Raw genomic sequence first — 20,653 nt, forward strand, 5'->3', positions numbered from 1 at the left:
GAATACGACTCGAAGCAGGCCGCCTCGAAGATGCCTGCCCCAACTCCCACGTTCAGCGACTTTAGTTTGCGCTGCCGTTGCGCAGCAGAGCATCCGAGATCGTCGACAGCACCTCAGCCAGTCGTCTTGCCGTCTCGGGAGATGGCAGCGGCAACCTGAGACTTCGCGCGCCCGTCACGGCATCGCGCTCGACCCACGGGTGTGCGGCAACCGCGCCGTCGCCCGGCTCATTCAACGCCGACGCCAGCGCCGCGCCGAACTGCAGCAACCCTGACCACGGTTCGAGGGACGCGCCTCGTGGCGCTGTATCGATGGTCGTCGCAGCTTGAGGCCGCTCTCCGGTACCGGCGAAATCGGTTTCCACGACGCTCGCGTCACGCGCCGCGTCGCCGGACACGAGTGCGCCGCTCGCGGCTTCCTCCGCCGCGGCCATGACCTCGCTCTCTCCCATGCGCCCCGCGACGTTTTCGACATCCTTCATGAAGCGGGTCAGGCGCGAACCACCGAGCAGAATTTCGCTGGCGCCGCCATCGAGGATGCCTTCCGCCAGCGAGCGCTTGAAAGCCAGCACCGACAGCATGCCCTCCTCGATCGTTCCCTTCGCGATGTAATTGACGACTTGTACCGGCTTTTTCTGGCCCAACCGATAGATGCGCGCGATGCGCTGTTCCAGCACCGCCGGGTTCCACGGCAGATCCATGTTCACGAGCGTCGACGCGTGCTGGAGGTTGAGCCCCGTGCTACCTGCGTCCGTCGACAGAAATACCCGACAGTCCGAATCGTCCCGAAAGCGCTGCACCAGCGCGGGCCGATTTTCCGACGGCACGCCGCCATGGAAGCTGACGTAGCCGATGCCGAGCTTCTTGAGCCGGCGAATGACTATCTCATGCGTGCGCGTCCATTGACTGAACACCACGACTTTCTCGTCCGGCTGCGTGAAAAGCGACTCGAACAACGTCGCCAGCTCGTCGGCCTTCACGCCATGATCGGTTTCCTGGTCCAGCAGATAGGTGCTGTTGCACGACATGCGCATGTTCTGCAAAGCGCAGGTGAGGCGCCGCTGGTCCTGATCCGACAGAAACCCGGTGTTACGCCAGCGCCGGACGATTTTGGCCACGATGTCCGCGTTTTCCGTGTGATACGCCATCTGCAGCTCGGTCATGGGCACCAGCACATTCTGGTCGGTGCGCCCGGGCAACTGCAGCAGCACCTCGGACTTGCGACGCCGTATCATGATCGGTGCCAGGGTCTGGCTGATCTTCTCGAGGCCCGTGTATCCCGTCACGCGTCCCGCCTCGTCCTTGACCTGATGTTCGTGCAGCAGCTTCCACGTGGGCCCGAGACGGTGCTGGTCGACGAATTGAACGATGGAAACGAGTTCCTCCAGCTTGTTTTCGAGAGGCGTTCCCGTCAGCACGACGGCATAGGGGCTGTCGATTCGCTTGAGAGCCTTCGCCGCAATGGTGTTCCAGTTCTTGATGCGCTGCGCCTCGTCGACGATGACCAGCTCCGGCGCCCACGCGGAAATCATCTCAAGGTCCGATTTCAGCTTCTCATAGTTGGTGATCTTGTAGAGATCCTGGGCCGCATATTCGCCCCGCCTCTGGGCAAGGCTGCCCGCGACTACCCTCGAAGCGTGGCCGGAGAACCGCGTGATCTCGCTCTGCCACTGATACTTGAGCGAAGTCGGGCAAATCACCAGCACTTTCGACACGCCAAAATGCCGGATCAGGATTTCCGCCGCCGCGACGGCCTGCACCGTCTTGCCGAGGCCCATTTCGTCGCCGATCAAGGCGCGCCCGGCACGCACGGCGAACAATGCGCCTTCGGCCTGGTAAGGATAGAGCGGCACCTTGAGCAGCTTCTTTAGCGAGGGCGTCGCCCCTCCTTGCGGAAACTGCCCGTCGAGCATCCTGGCACGGCGCGCCGCATCGTTTCGGCCGGCGATGAAATCGAGCGCGTCGTCATGGGCGCGCAATTCGTGCCCGGCCTTCGCCACCTTGGAGAGAAAGCGCCCGAGATCTTCGAAACGGTCCTCCGGCAGATGCCATCGCCGAGACTCGTCGAACAAAGCGGCGGCCGCTTTGGCTACCTTTGCCGGACAATCCGCGCCGGCGCGAAAATGGACCGCTCGCCCTCCCTCGTTTCGCAAATACAGCTCCGAGAATGCGGGCTGATAACCACGGGCGAAGGCCGCCTTTGCGCCTCGCTTGCGCAGCAGTCGCGACAAGGTAAATTCAATGTGCTTGCAGGTGCCGAGTTCGTTGGTGGTGTAATCGGGACAGTCGCAAAAGTTGTCGCCCGGGCAGACCCCACGAATCGACACGCGATAGCTGAAGCTCGACTCCGGATTGCCGACGCGGAATTCGGAGAAATACGTCTCCGTCCCGAGATTCTCCAGCGAGAACGCTTGCTCTTGCCCGAATTGCCGACGCAAGGCGCGCTGCCAGTCGGCGGGCGACATGTGATCGGGGGCGTGGATGCGGGAAAGCTTCGAGGATCGACGTGACTTGGTGGAAGAGTGTTTGCTAGTCATGACTTGACGTGATATTTGCGCGACCGACCCGCTCCAACAATGCGAAGTCCAGCGGGTCTCGGATTGCCTCCCACGCGGGGGCCAGATCCAGTCAATCCGCCAACGGCTGAATCCGCCCCCGGATCGAGTCCGTAAGGCGTCCTTGATTGCCTACCGGCTCGGTAAAAAAGAGGACACACAGTATATCCCGGGCCTCGTCCTCCATCGCCCGCAGATTCGACACACAAGGCGGCACTCAGCACCGGCACTACCTCATTCTCGGGCAATAGTTTCGGCACGTAGCTCTACCCGTCGATCCAGGCATCGACCATGTTGGCCCACTCTTGCAGCATGTGGCGCCGCTGCTCGGCGTACTCTTCCTTGTTGTAGATCGAACGCGAGGAACGTCCGTCCTCGTGCGCCAGGCACTTCTCGATCCAGTCGCCAGGCCGAAACCTGACTGATTCTGCCACGGCGCGTATTGACATCAGATATACATCGCTCTATCCATACGTATATCTATCGTATATACAGTATGGAGTGCATCATGCGCGACGCACCTATTAATCTTCGCGCTTTGCCAGAGCAACGTGATCTGATCGATTACGCCGCGAGCCTGCTTGGCAAAAGCCGCTCTGACTTTATGTTGGAGGCCGCTTGCGAGCGCGCTCAGGCCGTCGTCCTGAATCGCACTTTCTTTGGGCTTGATTCGGAAAAATTTAAGCAGTTCACCGAATTGCTAGACGCGCCGAAAGTTCGCAAACGCGGGTCTTGCACGTCTGATGGACGTGAAAACCCCTTGGAATGAAAACAGCGAATGAATCGGAAGCTTTCTGCTCCGCAGCCGCTGCCGGCCGAGCACGACGTTGCCAGCTTTTCCTGCGGAAGGCTGGAGCTTGACGACTGGTTGAAGCGGCGCGCCCTGACTAACCACAACAGTGGGGCAAGCCGTGTATTTGTAACGACCGATGATACCGGCCGCGTCTACGGCTACTATGCCCTCGCGGCTGGAGCCGTTGCCCATGTCGATGCAACCGGCAACGTTCGTCGAAATATGCCGGATCCAATTCCGGTGGTTGTGCTTGGCCGGCTAGCGCGAGACGCAAATACAAAGTCGGACCTGCTAAATTCATTTAGCGAGTTGAAGGAAGCCGCGTGCGGAGCGTGAAAGCAACGTTATCGACGTGAAGTCGACGAACAGGCGCAGAACCATGAGAACAAAAAAGGCAGGCTTGATGCCGAGCCGGGCGATGGCGCGCAGCAGCCAGCGCAGGTTATAGCCGACGGCGCACAGCACCGCATGCAGGGCGTCGCCAGTTTGCCCCTTCAGCCAGCAGCGTCGCATGCCGTGATCCTGCTTGACATGGCCGATGATCGGCTCGATGGCCTGTCGCCGTTTGAGCCAGCGGCGCTGGGGTGCCGACAACGTCCTGCTCTTGCCGCGAAACCCGAGATCGACCAGCGCCGTCTTCGCACGGGGTGCGCCCGGCACCTCCTGCAACAGGATCGATGTCTGCTCGAGCTGTTCAGCCAGGGTGTGGCCGTCGTAGGGGTTGCCCGGGAACGCCCGTGCGCCGACGATCAGGCCTTGCTTCTCTGTGATTGCCAGGCTGCCCTTTTGAAGGACGCCCTCAATCGCGCTAGCTCGATCGCAAAAGATCTTGGCGTACGTGCGATGCTTGTGCATGCGATTGATCTGCCTTTGCATCTAGCTGAGGCAGGCAACAACAGGCAGCGCCGGGCAATTTGCAATCGTGGTATTCCGCGTGGTATCGGCAAAAGTAACTGGTTGAAAGAGCTACAAAATCAATACGTTAGAAATGCTATTGATGAGTGAGTGGGAATGAGGGTAAAAATATCTCAATTAAATCAATGGCTTACGAGGCGTGTTCGGATTGTCTATCAGAGTGCAACGTTGCCTCTAAGCATTTGATTTTTAATGAGTATCTCCACCATTCCGTAGAAAGCTGGGCGTATTTGACGGTATCAAAGACGGTACAAGTGTCGGTAAACCGGACGGTATGGTTTTGTTCGAAATTCGGGTTTCAATTGTTACCGTCAATGCGATTCCGGGCATGACGGTAAAGTTTTCCCCGAAAAGCTAGACTCCGCGTGGGTTTGCGGGCATCCCAAATCGGGAAAGCGGGGAGAAGGCCATCATTTTGCCGCTTTGCAAGTACGCTTGCGGCATAAGGCTCCCGCTCAACTGCGCAGACGGTTCGCCATCCAAGCAAGTGGCCGCCGAGTATTCCTCCACCAGCGCCTGCGAAAAGAGCCAACTCATTCATATCCCCTCTTTTGAAAAGTAGAGAGGGGGGCTCGTTTGCGAGCCAAATTCACCGAAATGAGCGTCGATTCGATTCGTTATCCAGAAAATTTGACGCGTCTTGATCTGCAAGCCGATCCGACAGTTCATTAATCAGCGTTTCCCTAGGAGTTGATGGGCAATGACACTCTTAACTCAAAAACCATTAATAGTTTTCCGGTAAGCATCAGACGGCTAATTAAATTCTGTGAAGGCTATTGATGATCCGTCTGAGTCATCAACACACCCCGTCGAAAAAAACGGCTAAAAGTGATGTTTGGGGGCTTTTTGCCTCGTGGTATCGCTGGGCGTAACTTTCTTCTTCGGGATCAAACGTTTGCGCGAGCACAGCCGATGACGCGGTGGTATCGGACAGTTCTGGACGCCCGTTTTGATACCACGATTCCAAGGTATTGTTTTTTAGGATCAAACCTTTGATGGGCAAGGCTTAGCGCGATTTCGATACCACGCGAAACCGGATCATCAATGGATGGTAGCCTCAATCTTTTTCGGTTACAGACTCGGTAGCATGGGGCGAAAGCGCTGCATCGACAAAAGGACACGTTCAGCGCAACATCTCGCCCTTATTGCGGCTCGCGATTTTGGAATTGGCAATTGTTGCCCAGCTTTGGATGTTCGCGTGATGATGGCAAACGTGCCGGCGACTGCCTTCCCTGCTGCGATGGCCAGATAGCCATCGCGATCGTTTGGCCATTTCATCCTTAGGCGCGCAGGTCTGCCCGTCACGCGGGTATGCGTGCGCCATTGTGGATCTGCGAGGATAGATCTCGGCGTGACCTGCCTCCGCGCATTGAGCAGCGGGCGCGTTTTGAAGTGAACCAGCCGGTCGAACGACCGCGGCATGACTCAGGCGAGCGGCAGAAAGTGACCGGCTGCCGACTCATGCACTTTGCTTATCCAGCTTCAACCCAGCGAGGTAGCGATCGGCTGAACACGACCCACTTCTGCCGTTGGACGCCTCTTCATGTCGACGGGCAGCTTCCGAGGCGCAACGGTCATCCGTGCCTCCGCGGCTGCCGTTACGCTCTCTGCCTTTACCTTCGGTCGCGGATCGCAAAGATCGGGTCTCACGGCTTTGTCCGGTGGCGTTGGCGAGCCGGAAAATTGTCGAGAGATGGGCCACGCTGAAGGCACCCGCATGAAGTCTGATGGAGGTGCGGAGGGGCACGAACCAGGAGCGCCTCTGCAGCGAACCCTCCGCGGCACGGTTCGGGTCGGCCTTGGCCACGGCGCCGAAGCCGCGTCGGTGGCGCGCCAGGCACCCCAGTCGACGGCACCGTCCGAGTCGCGTGCAGGTCCTCACCGAGGCCCTCCGACCCAATCCCGATGGCGCCAGGTCGCCGAGGTGTATCCTGACGAGACGCTTGCGGCTGTAGAACGTGCAGCCCATAGCGATGCCGTCGCACCACTTGCTTTTCGAGCGCACTCGCCCCGTTCAGGCGGACGGATGTTAACGTCCTCTTAACTCAATAATAGGCAGCAGTCTGGCGGCAGAGTGCGACAGATAAACGCCTACGTATGGTTCCGGCGCGATGCGTAACAGCTTTCAAATCTTGTGGGACGATGGCGAGCGCGTCTTCTCTCGAGGGCGGCGCCCGGGCGATGGCGATGGCAACAACCTCCTGATTGCGCGGCCCGCCGCCGAACATCCACCACCCGCCAGCTTCGATCGCCTCGCGCACGAATTCGAATTGAAGGACGAACTCGATGGCGGGTGGGCAGTGCGGCCACTGGAGCTGGTGCGCGAAGGCGGCCGGACTCTGCTGGTGCTCGAGGATCCGGGCGGTGAGCCGCTCGCGCGGTTGCTCGGCGCGCCCATGGAGGTGGGCAGGGTTTTGCGCCTCGCCATCGGCATCGCCGCGGCTCTCGGCAAGCTCCATCAGCGCGGCCTCGTCCATAAGGACCTCAAGCCGGCTCATATCCTGGTGAACTGCGCGGACGGCCAGGCTCGGCTCACCGGCTTCGGCCTCGCCTCGCGGCTGCCGCGCGAACGACAGGCGCCCGCGCCGCCCGAGACCATCGCCGGCACGCTCGCCTACATGGCGCCCGAGCAGACCGGCCGGATGAACCGCTCGATCGATTCGCGCAGCGACCTCTATTCGTTTGGCGTCACGCTCTATCAGATGCTCACCGGCGCGCTGCCGTTTACGGCCGCCGACCCCATGGAATGGGTGCACTGCCATATCGCCAGACAGCCGGTGCCGCCCAGTGAGCGGTCGGAGACGGTCCCTGCTGCGGTCTCCCAGATCGTCATGAAGCTGCTCGCCAAAACCGCGGAGGAGCGTTATCAGACCTCGGCCGGCGTCGAGCGCGACCTGCAGCACTGCCTGGCCGATTGGGAGCGTCAGCACCGCATCGATGACTTCCCGCTGGGCGAACGCGACACCCCCGACCGGCTGCTGATTCCCGAGAAGCTGTACGGGCGGGCGCGCGAGGTCGAAACCCTGCTCGCGTCCTTCGACCGCGTCGTCAAAAGCGGCACCCCGGAATTGATACTGGTGTCCGGCTATTCCGGGATCGGCAAATCCGCGCTCGTCAATGAGCTGCACAAGGTGCTGGTGCCGTCGCGCGGGCTCTTCGCCTCGGGCAAGTTCGACCAGTACAAGCGCGACATTCCCTATTCGACGCTGGTGCAGGCGTTTCAAGGCCTGGTGCGGCCGCTTCTCGGCAAGCGCGATACCGACCTGGCGCGCTGGCGCGACGCGTTGCTGGAAGCGCTGGGCCCGAATGCACGGCTCATGACCGACCTCATCGCCGAACTGAAGCTCATCATCGGCGACCCGCCGCCGGTCCCGGAGCTCGAGCCACAGCAGGCGCAACGCCGTTTCCAGCAGGTGTTCCGCCGCTTCATCAGTGTATTTGCCCGACCGGACCATCCGCTCGCGCTCTTTCTCGACGATCTGCAGTGGCTCGACGCGGCGACGCTCGACCTGCTCGAGGATCTGCTGACCCAGTCGGATCTGCAACATCTGATGTTGATTGGCGCGTACCGGAACCATGAAGTCGAAGCCACGCATCCGCTGATGGTCAAGCTTCAGGCCATCAGGAACACGGGCGCGCGGATCAATGAGATCACGCTTGCGCCGCTCGCCCGTGAGCACATAGAGCACCTGATCACGGATGCCCTTCACTGCGAACCTGACCGCGCCGCGCCGTTGGCGCAACTGGTGCATGAGAAGACCGCCGGCAACCCGTTCTTCGTGATTCAGTTTCTGCACGCACTTGCGGACGAGGATTTGCTCACCTTCGATTATGACGCGGCGTGCTGGTCCTGGAATCTCGATCGCATTTATGCCAAGGGTTGCACCGACAATGTCGTCGATCTCATGGTTGGCAACGTGACCCGCCTGCCGGCCGACACGCAGCAGGCGTTGCAGCTACTGGCCTGCCTCGGCAACACCGCCGCGATCGCGATGCTTGCGATCGTTCTCGGCACTTCGGAGGAGCAGGTGCATGCGGCGCTGTGGCCGGCGGTCCGTGAGGAACTGATCGAGCGCCTGGAAGGTTCGTACAGATTCATCCACGACCGGGTCCAGGAAGCCGCTCATTCGCTGATCCCGGAAGCATCCCGCGCCGAGGCCCACCTCCGGATCGGTCGCTTGCTCGCGGCACACACACCTCCCGAGAAGCGGGAGGAGGCGATCTTCGACATCGTCAGTCAGCTCAACCGCGGCGCCGCGCTGATCACCGACCAGGAGGAGCGGGACCAACTCGCCGAGTTCAACCTGATCGCAGGCAAGCGCGCCAAGGGGGCCACCGCCTACGCCGCGGCGCTCGCCTATCTCGTCGCTGGTGCGGCGCAGTTGGCGGAGGATTGCTGGGCGCGACGGCATGAGCTGATCTTTGCGCTAGAGCTGAATTGGGCCGAATGCGAATTCCTCACCGGCCAGTTATCGGTCGCAGAGGAGCGATTGGCGGCGCTGTCGACTCGTACCACGACAACGGTCGAACAAGCGATCGTCGCGTGCTTGCACATTGATGTCTGCACGGCCCTCGATCAGGCCGGCCGCGCGGTCGCTGTATGTCTGAACTACCTCCGGCAGGTCGGCATCGCGTGGTCCCCCCATCCGAAAGACGAGGAGGTGCGACGCGAATACGAGAGCATCTGGTCACTGCTGGGGGAGCGGACAGTCGAGGATCTCATCGATTTGCCGCCGATGAGCGACCCGGCATCGCTGGCCACCGTCGATGTATTAATCAAGTTCTGGGGGGCGGCCTTGTTTACGGATGCGAACCTGGCTTCCCTGACGACCTGCAAGGCGGTCAGTCTCAGCCTCGAAGTCGGCAACTGCGATGCTTCATGTGTCGCCTATGTCATGCTCGCCAGAATCGCCGGACCGCGTTTCGGCGACTACCAGGCCGGATTTCGATTCGGCCAGCTCGGCTACGAGCTGGTCGAACGACGCGGGCTCAAACGTTTCGAGGCCCGCACGTATCATCGCTTCGCGGTCTTTGTCGCGCCCTGGATGAAACACGTGCGGGCCTGCCGTGATCTGCTGCGCCGCGCTTTCGAAGCGGCGAACCGGATCGGAGACCTCACGTATGCAGCCTATGCGTGCGACTCTCTCAACTCGGACCTGCTCTTCGCCGGCGATCCGCTGCCCGAGGTGCAAGGCGAAGCCGAACGTGGCATCGCGTTCGTCGAGAAGGCGCGCTTCGGCCTCGTCATTGACATCATCGCAGCGCAGCTCGCATTGATCCGGATGCTCCGTGGCTTGACGCTGAAATTTGGCTGCTTTGACGACGGGCGGTTCAATGAGCTTCGTATCGAACGCCATTTGTCCGGCAACCCGGCCCTGGCGATCGCTGCGTTTTGGTACTGGATCCGGAAATTGCAGGCGCGCTACATAGCGGGCGACTATGCGACCGCCCTGGACGCGGCATCGAAGGCGCAACGGCTGCTCTGGACCTCAGTCGCGTTCTACGAGGAAGCCGAATATCACTTCTACGGCGCGCTGACGCAAGCCGCCTATTGCGACACCGTACGGGCCGACGAGCGGCGGCCGCACCTGGACGCTGTCGCTACGCATCACAGGCAACTGCAGGTCTGGGCGGAGAATTGCCCGGAGAATTTCGAGAACCGCGCCGCGCTGGTGGGCGCCGAGATCGCCCGCCTGGAGGACCGCGATGGTGACGCGATGCGCCTCTACGAACAGGCGATTGGTTCGGCGCGTGACAACGGCTTCGTCCAGAACGAAGCGCTCGCCTACGAAGTGGCCGCGCGCTTTTACGCCGTGCGCGGGGTCGAAGAGATTGCGCACGTGTGTCTGCAAAAGGCCCGCTACTGCTACCTGCGTTGGGGCGCCGACGGCAAAGTGCGACAACTCGAGGAGAGGTATCCGCACCTTAGAACAGAAGAGTCCGCGCCCGACCCGACAAGCACGATCGCGACGCCGGTCGAGCACCTCGACCTCGCCACCGTCATCAAGGTGTCGCAGGCGGTCTCGGGCGAGATAGTGCTGGAGAAGCTGCTGGATACGCTCATGCGCACGGCCACAGAGCAGGCGGGCGCCGAGCGCGGCCTGTTGATTCTGTCGGACGGCGGCGAACAACGGATAGCAGCGGAAGCGACGACCGGCGGCGACGCGACCCAGTTGCAGCTGCGCGATGTGCCGGTGAGCGCCGGGATGCTACCGGAGTCGGTCCTCTACCACGTCCTGCGCACCCGCGAGAGCGTCATTCTCGACGATGCCGTGGCCGAGCCCCCGTTTGCGACGGACCCTTACATCCGTCAGCATCGTGCCCGTTCGATTCTCTGCCTGCCCCTGATGAATCAGGCCAAGCTGACCGGCGCGCTCTACCTCGAAAACAATCTGACTGTCCGCGTGTTCAGCCCGGCCCGGATCGCCGTGCTGAAGCTGGTGGCCTCGCAGGCCGCGATCTCGCTGGAGAATGCCCGTTTGTACCGCGACCTCGCGGAACGCGAAGCGAAGATCCGGCGCCTCGTCGACGCCAATATCATCGGCATCGTCGTCTGGAATGCCGAAGGTGACATTCTTGAGGCCAATGACGCATTTCTTCGCATCGTGGAATACGACCGCGAGGATTTCGCCTCAGGTCGCGTGCGCTGGAGGGATCTGACGCCGCCGGAATGGGTCGCGGGCAGCGAACGGGCTCTGGTGGAGGCCGGGCAGACGGGGCGCGCCCAGCCTTACGAGAAGGAGTACATCAGGAAGGACGGCAGCCGCGTGCCCGTCCTGGTCGGTTTGGCCACGTTCGACGCAAGTGCGAACGAAGGCGTCGCGTTCGTGCTCGATCTGACCGAGCGCAAGCGCGCCGACGAAGAAGCGCGCGAAAGCGAACGGCGCTACCGCGAAGTGCAGACGGCGTTGGCGCACGCAAACCGCGTTGACACAATGGGCCAGCTCACGGCCTCGATCGCCCATGAGGTCAACCAGCCAATCGCCGCGACGGTCACTAACGCCCAAGCGGCGCTGCACTGGCTGAGCGCCCAGCCTCCTAATCTGGAGAAGGCGCGGCAGTCGCTCAAGTGGATCGTTAGCGACGGCAAGCGGGCGGGGGACGTAATCGGCCGGATTCGTGAGCTGATCAAGAAGGCGCCACCACGGAAGGAACGGATGGACCTCAACGAGGCGATCCGCGAGGTGATCGAGCTCACGCGTGGCGAAGCAACGAAGCGCGGCGCCTCGGTGCAGACGCAACTCGCGGGGGGTTTGCCGCATATCGAAGGCGACCGAGTGCAACTGCAACAAGTCCTCCTCAATCTGGTCATCAACGCGATCGAGGCGATGAGCGGCGTCAGCGATGGCGCACGAGAATTGATAGTCACCACTAGGACAGCCGACGCTGGCTGCGTGCTCGTGGCGGTGCTCGATTCGGGGCCGGGCTTTGCCGCGAACAGCGCCGAACACGTTTTCGCCCCGTTCTACACAACGAAGTCCGCCGGTTTGGGGATGGGACTGTCAATCTGCCGCTCGATCATCGAAGCACACGGCGGCCGATTGTGGGCGAGCGCGAACATGCCGCGCGGCGCTGTCTTTCAGTTCACCGTGCCGGTTTATCCAGAACTTTCATCGTGATTGCACGCAGCGCGAGCAATTTTCTGGCGGTTGCGGTCCGCGAGCCGGCTGAGCCGGCGATGCGGCAGCTATGGTCGATCGGCCAGCGTCCGCTGTGTGGGCCTCGAAGCCGACGTTGCAATGTGCGCCCCGGCGCGCCTAGGAGTGTCTCAAGATGGCCGACTGTACTCGCTCACAGAGGCCGCCCCTAAGCCGCCGTTGAAGTTTTCAACGGCAGTTCTTCGGAACGTTCATCGAACTGGGGCTATCGGCCACAAACGGACAGTGCCGCGCATGAAGCCAATGTCCGCAGCCCGCGCGGTTCCGGTCACAGGATCACTCGATTGCCACCGGGCAACTGTAGTTGACGCGGCTGTTTGCCATCAGGTGACGAGCCGATGGCCTGGAGATGAAATAGGACTCGCATCGGCCATGCCCACCACCAGAAGGCTTCGCCCATGGTGGGGCTTGGAGACGCGAGCGAGTCGCGCCATTTCTCTCGTTTAGTAGTGCACGTACGCATACGTCCACCATCCTTTACGCGCTGGCGCGACCTTTAATATCTAGCGGACGCAATGGTTAGAGGCGGGCACCGCCCGTCGCGTCGATCACCTGTCCCGTAGTCCAGCGTGCCTCATTCGATGCAAGGAAGGCGATGACGTCAGCCACATCGGCAGGTTGACCCACTCGCGAGAACACCGACATGGCCTCCGCGCCGGCGCGCGCCTCCGGTACCGTTATCCACGCCGCATTCATGTCAGTCTCCGTCACGCCCGGCATAACCGTATTCACCGTGATGCCGCGAGGACCGAACTCAGGGGCAAGCGCCAGTGTGAGGGTTTCAAGGGCACCTTTCGACGCGGCGTAGGCAGGATGCGTTGGAGCCGCGACACGCGTAAAGCCCGTCGAAACGTTGATGATTCGTCCATTGTCGCGGATGTGATCTGCAACAGCCTGAATCAGGAAGAACGGTGCCTTGAAGTTGACGGTCATGACCTCGTCGAAGACGGACTCACTGGTCTGAGACAGGCGAATCGCCGGTGCTACGCCAGCATTGTTGACGAGAATGTCAAGCCGAGGTTCGCCCGTGGCGGCGATCGCGGCTGCCCTGAACTGCTCCCAGGTACTGTCCGTTGCTTCTTTCCCGCGACCCAAGTCCGCATTGATAGCGACGGCTTTTGATCCGAGCGCCTCGATCTCGCGGATGGTGGCGTGAGCAGCATCCGCGTTGCTGGCGTAGTGCACACCGATGAGCGCGGCCCCTTCTCTCGCAAAGGCCAGTGCTACAGCACGGCCGATACCACGCGAGCTTCCTGTTATAAGGGCCACCTTGCTTGAAAGTTTTTCAGACATCGATCACTCCTTCTCGATAAAATTTATAGTGATCACTAGCATATTTATACTGGAAGCCACCGTCAACGATTTTTGTAGGACTCGATATAAAAATGAGCGAACCCGCCCGGAAACGTGGCAGACCGAGGTTGCTGGACCGCGATGTGGGGCTCGATGTCGCCGCGCGGCTGTTCTGGGAGCGTGGATACGAGGGCACGTCGATCGCCGACCTGACCCAGGCCATGGGCATTCCGCCGCCGTCCCTCTATGCAACGTTCGGTTCGAAGGAGGACCTTTACAGACAGGCGCTCGACCATATCAGCGAGCGTGAGAACAAGCAGTGTCTGGAAGCGCTGCAAGGGAAGATGCCGGCCTACGATGCGATAGCGTTCTACCTGCACGACGCCGCGGCACGCTTTACTGACCCGGGACGGCCGCGCGGTTGCATGATTTCGAATGCTGTTCTTCAACATGCCGAAAAGAGCGAGTCTGTCGCCCAGACGGTCGCCGCGCGGCGGGAGCTTGGGCTACAGGCCATCAAGGTACGCTTCGACCGTGCCGTCGCCGAGGGCGAGCTTGCCCCTGAGACCGACACCGAAGCTCTCGCACGCTTTTATTGCGCCGTTGTGCAAGGCATGTCGGCGCAAGCCTGTGACCGCGCATGCAGGGCAACACTGAAGCGGCTGGCTGATATTGCGTTGTCGGCATGGCCTTGGCCCCAAGGTCATCGCCGGAACCCGGTCCCGTGAGTGCATTGGTTTTCACCAAAGACGACACGGCTGTACCGCTGAGGTTCGGCCACAAGGAGTCAAGCGAGATCGATACGCGAACGTCCCCCGCGCGCATGCCGGACCTTAGAAAGAGGTCGCAAAACGTCCGCTACGGGTCGGGAGTGTGAGTTCGCTGATGCAGGAAGCGGCCGCTCGGCCGCTCGATGCTGCCACTGTCGGCAATCCGTCCCACTGCCGACGTACAACCACGTCCTCTCCAACGTCGGCATTGGCCGAGAAGCTGTATTCAGCCTCGCGTCAGTGAATGGCCGCTAGTCGTGGTTGAACAGCCGCAGATCCCGCGGCGCCCCTAACGACGGCAGATGGACTGCAGGGATGATTGAAGATAGCGAGCTGTCGCAGTATGAACCGGGCCGCGTGCCTCGTTCAATCCCGTCTCGGTCACCAAGCCGCGGCACAGCCATACCCCACTGTCTATTTCGGTATCACGATCAATCACATCGCCGCGGGTCCTGCGCCAAACCCTGCCCGGTCAACCCGAGGCACGGCATGCACCCGGCTCCCAACTCCCCGCCCTTGACCCGCGACCGTAGCCGATAGCGGCCACGCATCAAGGGGTGAGGGACCGTGTTGCCCGCACCCCTCCCTCGCCTTTTTCCTTGACGCCTGCCCGCTATCGGCTCCTCGAGTCGCACGGGCGGGAACCAGGGAGCCAGGCGGCAGCAAAGCCGACCCCGAGTTCCACCGGAAAGTGTCCAGCCGCAAAGGCAAACCACATTCCATCGCCCGGTTCAGGTCCTCAACCTTGACTGTGGAGACTGCCATGCAACTCGCTTCCTCTTTCCATTACGGCTCCCCGATGCTGCGCGCTGACTCGCCGCTTTCAGACGATCAGATCCGGCGCGTCGCCCCGTCCATCTTCGCTGATGGCAAGCACGAAAGCCGTTCGGAACGTTATACCTATATTCCGACCATCGACGTCCTGCGCGGTCTTCGGAACGAAGGCTTCCAACCGTTCATGATCTGCCAGACCCGCGTGCGCGATCAGGGCAAGCGCGAATTCACGAAGCACATGCTGCGGCTTCGCCATGCTGATCAGATCACTGGCGAGAAAGCCGATGAGATCGTGCTGCTGAATTCTCATGACGGCACCAGCAGCCACCAGATGCTCGCAGGCACGTTCCGCTTTGTCTGTCGGAACGGCATGGTCGCGGGCGACAACATCGCCGATATTCGCGTACCGCATAAAGGCAACGTCGTACAGAACGTGATTAACGGCGCGTTTGACGTTCTCGACGGCTTCGACCTGATCCGCGAGCAGAAGGAAGGTATGCGAGCCGTCGAACTGAACCTCGACGAACAGCATGCGTTCGCCCGCTCCGCCCTCGCCCTGCGCTACGACCCGACCGACGCCGAGGCAGCCGCCCCGGTCACCGAAAGTCAGCTACTGGTGCCGCGCCGTTTCGAAGATCGCCACGACGATCTCTGGACGGTCTTTAACCGGGTGCAGGAAAACCTCGCCAAAGGCGGCCTGCACGGGCGCTCTCGCAGCGGGCGCGCCATGTCCACGCGCCCCATCACCGGCATCGACCAGAACGTGAAGCTCAACCGTGCGCTGTGGATGCTCGCTGACGCCATGCGCCAGATGAAGGAGTAAGCGCCGCAGGGGCGGGAGCGTTTTGCCTCCCTCGCTCCGTCACATTCCATCAAGACTCCTATCCGGGTCACGTCCTGGTGGAATCGGACAGCACCCGACCCGGAACCTTCCTTTTTATTTTTCTGGAGTCAGTCATGCAAGCTCAAGTCGAAACCGTCAAGGCGAACACCGACGAAGCCGTCTCGCCGCTCGAAACCAACTTCGGCGACGAACAGCCGCTCGTCACCGTACCGTATTCCAGCCTGCGGCCCTCACCGCTCAACGCCCGCACGAAACCGCTGTCGGGGATCCCGGCGCTCGCCGCCAACATCCGGGCGAGGGGCCTGCTGCAAAACCTCGTCGTCCACGACATGAAGCGATCGCGTGGCAAGCAGCGCCGGTATGGCGTCTGCGCGGGCCAGCGCCGGGAAGCCGCGCTCGACCTGCTGTTCGAACAGAAGCATATCGTGGCCGACTATCCGGTGCCGGTGCGAATCGTCAGCGAAGGCGAAGCCCTCGCCATTTCGCTGATCGAGAACAGCGAACGCGAAGCACTCGACCCGTTCGACGTGCTGCGCGCATACCGGATGCTGGCCGAGGAAGGGCGTAGCGTCGATTACATCGCGGCGCTTTTCTCCGCCTCGCCGCTCACGGTCAAGTGGCGCATGAAGCTCGCCAACGTATCGCCCAAGCTGCTCGCCAAGCTGCGCGAGGACGCGATCACGCTCGAACAGCTTGCCGCACTCGCCCTCGCAGACGACCACGAAACGCAGGAACACATCTGGTCCGACGCGAACGGGTGGCAGCGCCAGCCGAACTACCTGCGACAGGCGATCACGCGCGCCGAAATCGATGCGAGCCGCAGCCGCCTCGTCCGATTCGTCGGCCTCGCCGCCTATGAAGCAGCGGGCGGCCACATTCGCCGCGATCTGTTCAGCGACGACGAAAACTCAGGCTACATCGCCGACGCCGAACTGCTGCAGAAGCTCGTCGCGCAGAAGCTCGACGCTGCTGCCGCCGAAGTGCGGGCCGAGGGATGGGGCTGGACGGAAACGCGCATCGAACGCGATTTTGCCGAACTGAACCGCCACGGCAGGTTGCGCCCGGTTCAGCGCCCATACACCGAGGACGAGCAGCGCGAAATGGACGCCCTCACCGCGCAGCAGGATGAACTCGCCGAAAAAATCGAAGCACTGGCGGAGGACGACGAAAGCGCCTATGAGGAAGCCGACCGGCTCAACGACGAAATTGAGCGGGTCAATGCGATGCTCATCGCACTCGAAAACCGAGCGCTCGCATGGGACACGCATCAGATGGCCGAGACGGGCGCATTCGTGATTGTCGGGCCGCAGGGTGAGTTCGTCATCGAGCGCGGCCTCGTGCGGCGCGAGAACAGCGCGGCACTGGACGCGGCAGGGGCAACCGTCACCGGCATCGCCGCAGCCGAAGGCCCGGACGCGCCGTCCACCAAGGCTCTGAAGATCAAACCCGTCCACAGCGCGAAGCTCTGCCAGCGGCTCACGGCGCACCGTACTGCCGCCGTCCACGCGGAACTGGTCGCCCAGCCCGCCATGGCGCTCGTCGCCCTGCTGCACTACCTGACCCCGAAGGCACTGCCCGAGCACTTCGGGCACACGTCTGCGCGCAGCTATCTCACACTATCCGGCGAGAACAACCACGACAGTCTGCTGCGCGCGGCCGACGACCTGCCCGCCAGCCCCGCGTGGAACGCCATCGAGACGCAGCGGACGCGCTGGATCGATGAACTGCCTGCCAGACGAGCGGACCTGCTGCCGTGGCTGATCGAACAGGACCCCGTCACGACGCTGCTCGACCTGCTTGCATTCTGCACCGGCACCCTGCTCGACGGCATCGCGGGCGAGGAAAAACCGCATGCGATCAACACGCTTGCGGGTGCGCTGAACCTCGACATGACCCGGTACTGGACGCCGACGCGTGCGACGTATTTCGATCACGTCAGCAAGGCACGCATCGCGGACGTTGTCTCCGCTGCCGTGTCACCGAAAGCCGCCACCGACCTCAACAAGATGAAGAAGACCGACGCTGCAGCCGCCGCCGAGCTTCGGCTCGCAAAGGTGGCATGGCTCCCGGAAATACTCACCGATCGCGAAGCCCCGGCCACGCCGTCACGGGAAAACCGTGACGACGAGGATGAAGACGGCGCCGATGCGGGCGATACCGGCAACGGCGCGGACGACACACCGGAAGACGAAGACGTCGATGCTGAGCCGGATGCCGGTAACGGCACGGAACACGTCAACGATACGCCCGCCGACGCAGAAGCCGCCCCTGTCGCCAGTAGCCCGCTGACGTCGTGGCCGTACCCGACTTCGGACAGCATGGACAGCGCGCAATCCGGCCCCCTCGTAGCGTGATCCCACCTTTCGCCCCGGCAACGGGACGAGGCAGGCGGCAAGCCCGAATGCGCCGCCTGCCAGACTTGAACCGGTGGAACACATCATGACCAACCGCATCCGCATGGCCGTGCTCACCATCAATGCCGAAGGCTCGCCCGACCTCTCCCTGACTTTCGTTGAAGCCACCGGTCTGCAATACAACGAAGGCAAGCACTACGACATGGCCCTTGCCCGCGCCGAAGATGAAGGCTACCGGGCACCGATGATCGGCTTCGACCAAAACGACGCGGCTGCAGACGTGCTCCGCCACGCCGCTGAATTCATGGAGGGTGACACCGACGAGGTATAACCCGTGCGGGCAGACGGCGAGCCGTCTGCCCGCACCCAATGGACGCCAGCCCACCATCCGGCCAGCCCGCCTGCGCCCGCGGCCAGCAGCATCACAATCAGTCCGCCGACGACCAGCCCATAGCACGCCCGCACGAGCCGCCGCAGGGCGACGCGCTCGAATGACGTGAGCGTCGTATCGATCCGTTTCTGTTGGTCACGTACGGCGACAGCCGTCGCCCCCACGAGCCGGTTACCGGCAACGCGGGCAATGTGATTCGCCGCCCGCTGCGTGAGTGTAGCCAGCGCCTCATCGTTCAGCGCCGCAAGCGCGGCCCGGTAGCGCGCCTCATGTTCATCGATCATCTGCCCGGCCAGTTCAATCGTGGCCTTGCAGCGCGCGAGCGCGTCACGATGCTGCGTCATCAACGCATCCGTCGCTGCGCGCGCCTCCGTCCGCACGACATCCAGACTGCCCGCGCCTGCCTGCCGGATGCGCTCCGGCATGGCCTCGTAGAGTCGCCCGTAGTGCTCGAGCATGACCAGCACAGACCACAGCGCATCGTTGTCGCGGAGGTTGAGCGCACTCGATACCCGACGCATTCGCAGCACACTGGCATCGTCGGGCAACTCGCCCGTGACGTCGAGAAACAGACAGGCGAGCTCGTCCACCGGCCTGCCCTGCCTGCTATCCATCGACCGTTACCTTGGCGAACATGGCATCGCACAACGAACGCCAACGCAATAGCTCGACCCGTTCACCGATATGCATCGTCTCCGCTGCCTTGCGAATCGACATGCGCTGACTGCGAAGCTCGTCCGCGACCCGATCCGCAAGATCAGGAAAATCCAGGGAGTGACCGCGCGATTCGATGGAACGGCGAAGCTGCGACCCCTGATACAGCGTGAACTTGTCCGCCGGACCGAAGTAGCCATTGCGTACGACGTTCATCACCGCGTCCGGGAACGTCTCGTTGAAAGCGCTCAGCAATTCAAGGCTGTCGCGTTGCCGGTTGATCACCCACAGGACAACAAGCCGGCGCCGAAGCTCGCCAAGCGCGCCGGCCAGTGTCGCCCCGAATTGCTCAACACCCGTCTGGCTCCGCGCCGCCGTGTTGACAACGATCGCTGCGTCTCGTTGCTCGTCGCAGAAATTGACAAGGCCGATCCAGCCGTCTGCATCGTCCAGGTTATAGGCAATGCAGCGCATATCATCCTGGACTGCTTTCATCACGTCTGGGTTGGAGGTATCTGTTTCCACGAGCGCCGCATGAATATCCCGCCGTAGCAGATAATCGGCCAGCGCGAGCCCAACAAAACTCTTGCCTACGCCGCCCTTGCTGCCACCAACGAGATAGATGGGGTAAGTCGTCATGTCCATTTGAATCCTCTAAAGGTTCCCGGTGTCAGGCCTGATCTCGAATGAGAACGCGTCACGCATCACCATGCTTCCCGGCCTACTGACAATCTCTCCCGCATCCTGCTTTTGATTTTCTCTGACAGCCTCCGCGCGCGGTACATCGTCCTTGCTTACCTTCTTCGTACGAGGCGATGGCGCGCCATTGTCTCGTGCCGATTCCTTTGCAGACTGTCGGGCTGGTTTGTCTTTCTTCGATGGGTATAACGCGTACTTGACAGAGCCAACGCTAAAATCAACGCCCTTCTTCCGTGCATGTTCAACGATTTCTTCCAGCGTATATCCCTTCTTCCTCACCGCACCGATTACCAGACGCATCTCTTTCATCGCATCGGTAATGGAGACGCGCTGCTCGGCCTCTGGCTTGACCGGCAGTGATTCCAGAGTGCGGACGAGCTCATCCCATTGCGCCCGGGTATAGCTTTTCGCAACTGGCATGGCTCGCTCCGTCGTGCTCTCTTTATCCCATCTTGTTCACTCGGGAAGACCTCGTCAACACCTGTTTTTGGCCGGATTTTCGCTATCGGAACGTCATGGAATCAGACGGATCGCGTTGGAATAAAAGAAATATTTTGGACACGTCTGGCACAAGCAACGGACCGGGCCGATGTCCGGAAAGACGTAGCGAAGGGATTCCGGGCAAACTTCACGACGGCGCAGGCGCAGAACGATCACAGGCAACGGGCTGAATCGTTCTGGACATCAGGATTCACACAATGGAACTGCGAGCCGATAGAGACACGATAGTCTCGCAGACTATATCCCTTACTCTACGAACTCCCGATAGCCCTGCCTGCATATCTTTGGGAAAGACCGGCGAGATTTTAGGAGATCAACAGCCGCCCGAAGCTGAATCGACGTTGCCGATTCAGCGCGTGCGATTACCGACTCCAGCCGCGGCCCTCGCAGACATCTGACATTCAGGTAGCGGCAGTGGACCGGATCACTACGCAGAAATCCGCCTGCCCAGTA

General features: G+C 61.6%; 11 protein-coding genes and 3 pseudogenes. 7 read left to right on the plus strand and 7 right to left on the minus strand.

The window, feature by feature from the left end:
* Positions 1 to 61 precede the first annotated feature (61 nt).
* Positions 62 to 2,230: a DEAD/DEAH box helicase gene (locus tag OKW29_RS26575; RefSeq protein ID WP_429294941.1), complete on the minus strand. Its 2,169-nt coding sequence runs from the start codon at positions 2,228 to 2,230 to the stop codon at positions 62 to 64.
* 593 nt (positions 2,231 to 2,823) lie between these two features.
* A pseudogene (locus OKW29_RS26580) lies at positions 2,824 to 2,958 on the minus strand (tyrosine-type recombinase/integrase); the annotation flags it as partial.
* A 104-nt stretch (positions 2,959 to 3,062) separates the two neighbouring features.
* Here OKW29_RS26580 and OKW29_RS26585 point away from each other — a divergent pair.
* Both OKW29_RS26585 and OKW29_RS26590 read left to right on the plus strand, forming a co-directional pair.
* Positions 3,063 to 3,323, plus strand: coding sequence for a DUF1778 domain-containing protein (locus OKW29_RS26585; RefSeq protein ID WP_429293207.1), 261 nt, complete (start codon positions 3,063 to 3,065; stop codon positions 3,321 to 3,323).
* 9 nt (positions 3,324 to 3,332) lie between these two features.
* A pseudogene (locus tag OKW29_RS26590) lies at positions 3,333 to 3,617 on the plus strand (GNAT family N-acetyltransferase); the annotation flags it as partial.
* Positions 3,618 to 3,644: 27 nt separating this feature from the next.
* On the opposite strand, the pseudogene OKW29_RS26595 reads toward OKW29_RS26590, so the two are convergent.
* Positions 3,645 to 4,133 (minus strand): annotated as a pseudogene (locus OKW29_RS26595) (transposase); the annotation flags it as partial.
* Between the two features lie 2,240 nt (positions 4,134 to 6,373).
* Here OKW29_RS26595 and OKW29_RS26600 point away from each other — a divergent pair.
* Entirely contained in the window at positions 6,374 to 11,881 is a 5,508-nt protein-coding gene (locus tag OKW29_RS26600) for a trifunctional serine/threonine-protein kinase/ATP-binding protein/sensor histidine kinase (RefSeq protein ID WP_429293208.1), read from the plus strand.
* A 558-nt stretch (positions 11,882 to 12,439) separates the two neighbouring features.
* On the opposite strand, the gene OKW29_RS26605 is transcribed toward OKW29_RS26600, so the two are convergent.
* Entirely contained in the window at positions 12,440 to 13,213 is a 774-nt protein-coding gene (locus OKW29_RS26605; protein ID WP_429293209.1) for an SDR family oxidoreductase, read from the minus strand.
* A 92-nt stretch (positions 13,214 to 13,305) separates the two neighbouring features.
* Here OKW29_RS26605 and OKW29_RS26610 point away from each other — a divergent pair, with 92 nt between their 5' ends.
* From OKW29_RS26610 to OKW29_RS26625, 4 genes are all read left to right on the plus strand, one after another.
* Positions 13,306 to 13,941, plus strand: coding sequence for a TetR/AcrR family transcriptional regulator (locus OKW29_RS26610; RefSeq protein WP_429293210.1), 636 nt, complete (start codon positions 13,306 to 13,308; stop codon positions 13,939 to 13,941).
* A gap of 805 nt (positions 13,942 to 14,746) precedes the next feature.
* Positions 14,747 to 15,580: a DUF932 domain-containing protein gene (locus tag OKW29_RS26615; protein WP_429293211.1), complete on the plus strand. Its 834-nt coding sequence runs from the start codon at positions 14,747 to 14,749 to the stop codon at positions 15,578 to 15,580.
* 134 nt (positions 15,581 to 15,714) lie between these two features.
* Entirely contained in the window at positions 15,715 to 17,955 is a 2,241-nt protein-coding gene (locus tag OKW29_RS26620; protein WP_429293212.1) for a ParB/RepB/Spo0J family partition protein, read from the plus strand.
* 85 nt (positions 17,956 to 18,040) lie between these two features.
* Positions 18,041 to 18,286, plus strand: a complete 246-nt coding sequence (locus tag OKW29_RS26625) for a hypothetical protein (RefSeq protein ID WP_429293213.1) — start codon at positions 18,041 to 18,043, stop codon at positions 18,284 to 18,286.
* Here OKW29_RS26625 and OKW29_RS26630 read toward each other — a convergent pair.
* Genes OKW29_RS26630 through OKW29_RS26640 form a run of 3 tightly spaced genes read right to left on the minus strand, consistent with a single transcriptional unit; the run spans position 18,187 to position 20,119 of the window.
* Entirely contained in the window at positions 18,187 to 18,960 is a 774-nt protein-coding gene (locus OKW29_RS26630) for a hypothetical protein (RefSeq protein WP_429293214.1), read from the minus strand. The genes OKW29_RS26625 and OKW29_RS26630 overlap by 100 nt on opposite strands.
* A complete protein-coding gene (locus tag OKW29_RS26635; protein ID WP_429293215.1) occupies positions 18,953 to 19,645 on the minus strand; it encodes a protein mobD in 693 nt (230 codons plus the stop codon). The genes OKW29_RS26630 and OKW29_RS26635 overlap by 8 nt, the downstream gene beginning before the upstream one ends.
* A 9-nt stretch (positions 19,646 to 19,654) precedes the next feature.
* Entirely contained in the window at positions 19,655 to 20,119 is a 465-nt protein-coding gene (locus OKW29_RS26640) for a hypothetical protein (RefSeq protein WP_429293216.1), read from the minus strand.
* Between the last annotated feature and the right edge of the window lie 534 nt (positions 20,120 to 20,653).

This window comes from Paraburkholderia sp. CI3, assembly GCF_050436505.1.
In the GTDB taxonomy this organism is placed as follows: Bacteria; Pseudomonadota; Gammaproteobacteria; order Burkholderiales; family Burkholderiaceae; genus Paraburkholderia; species Paraburkholderia tuberum.

What these genes read in the sequence shown, in the direction of transcription:
- OKW29_RS26620 (WP_429293212.1), top strand. Translation starts at nt 15,715, where the DNA reads ATGCAAGCTCAAGTCGAAACCGTCAAGGCGAACACCGACGAAGCCGTC.
- OKW29_RS26605 (WP_429293209.1), bottom strand. Translation starts at nt 13,213, where the DNA reads ATGTCTGAAAAACTTTCAAGCAAGGTGGCCCTTATAACAGGAAGCTCG.
- OKW29_RS26585 (WP_429293207.1), top strand. Translation starts at nt 3,063, where the DNA reads ATGCGCGACGCACCTATTAATCTTCGCGCTTTGCCAGAGCAACGTGAT.
- OKW29_RS26640 (WP_429293216.1), bottom strand. Translation starts at nt 20,119, where the DNA reads ATGCCAGTTGCGAAAAGCTATACCCGGGCGCAATGGGATGAGCTCGTC.
- OKW29_RS26630 (WP_429293214.1), bottom strand. Translation starts at nt 18,960, where the DNA reads ATGGATAGCAGGCAGGGCAGGCCGGTGGACGAGCTCGCCTGTCTGTTT.
- OKW29_RS26600 (WP_429293208.1), top strand. Translation starts at nt 6,374, where the DNA reads ATGCGTAACAGCTTTCAAATCTTGTGGGACGATGGCGAGCGCGTCTTC.
- OKW29_RS26625 (WP_429293213.1), top strand. Translation starts at nt 18,041, where the DNA reads ATGACCAACCGCATCCGCATGGCCGTGCTCACCATCAATGCCGAAGGC.
- OKW29_RS26615 (WP_429293211.1), top strand. Translation starts at nt 14,747, where the DNA reads ATGCAACTCGCTTCCTCTTTCCATTACGGCTCCCCGATGCTGCGCGCT.
- OKW29_RS26635 (WP_429293215.1), bottom strand. Translation starts at nt 19,645, where the DNA reads ATGGACATGACGACTTACCCCATCTATCTCGTTGGTGGCAGCAAGGGC.
- OKW29_RS26610 (WP_429293210.1), top strand. Translation starts at nt 13,306, where the DNA reads ATGAGCGAACCCGCCCGGAAACGTGGCAGACCGAGGTTGCTGGACCGC.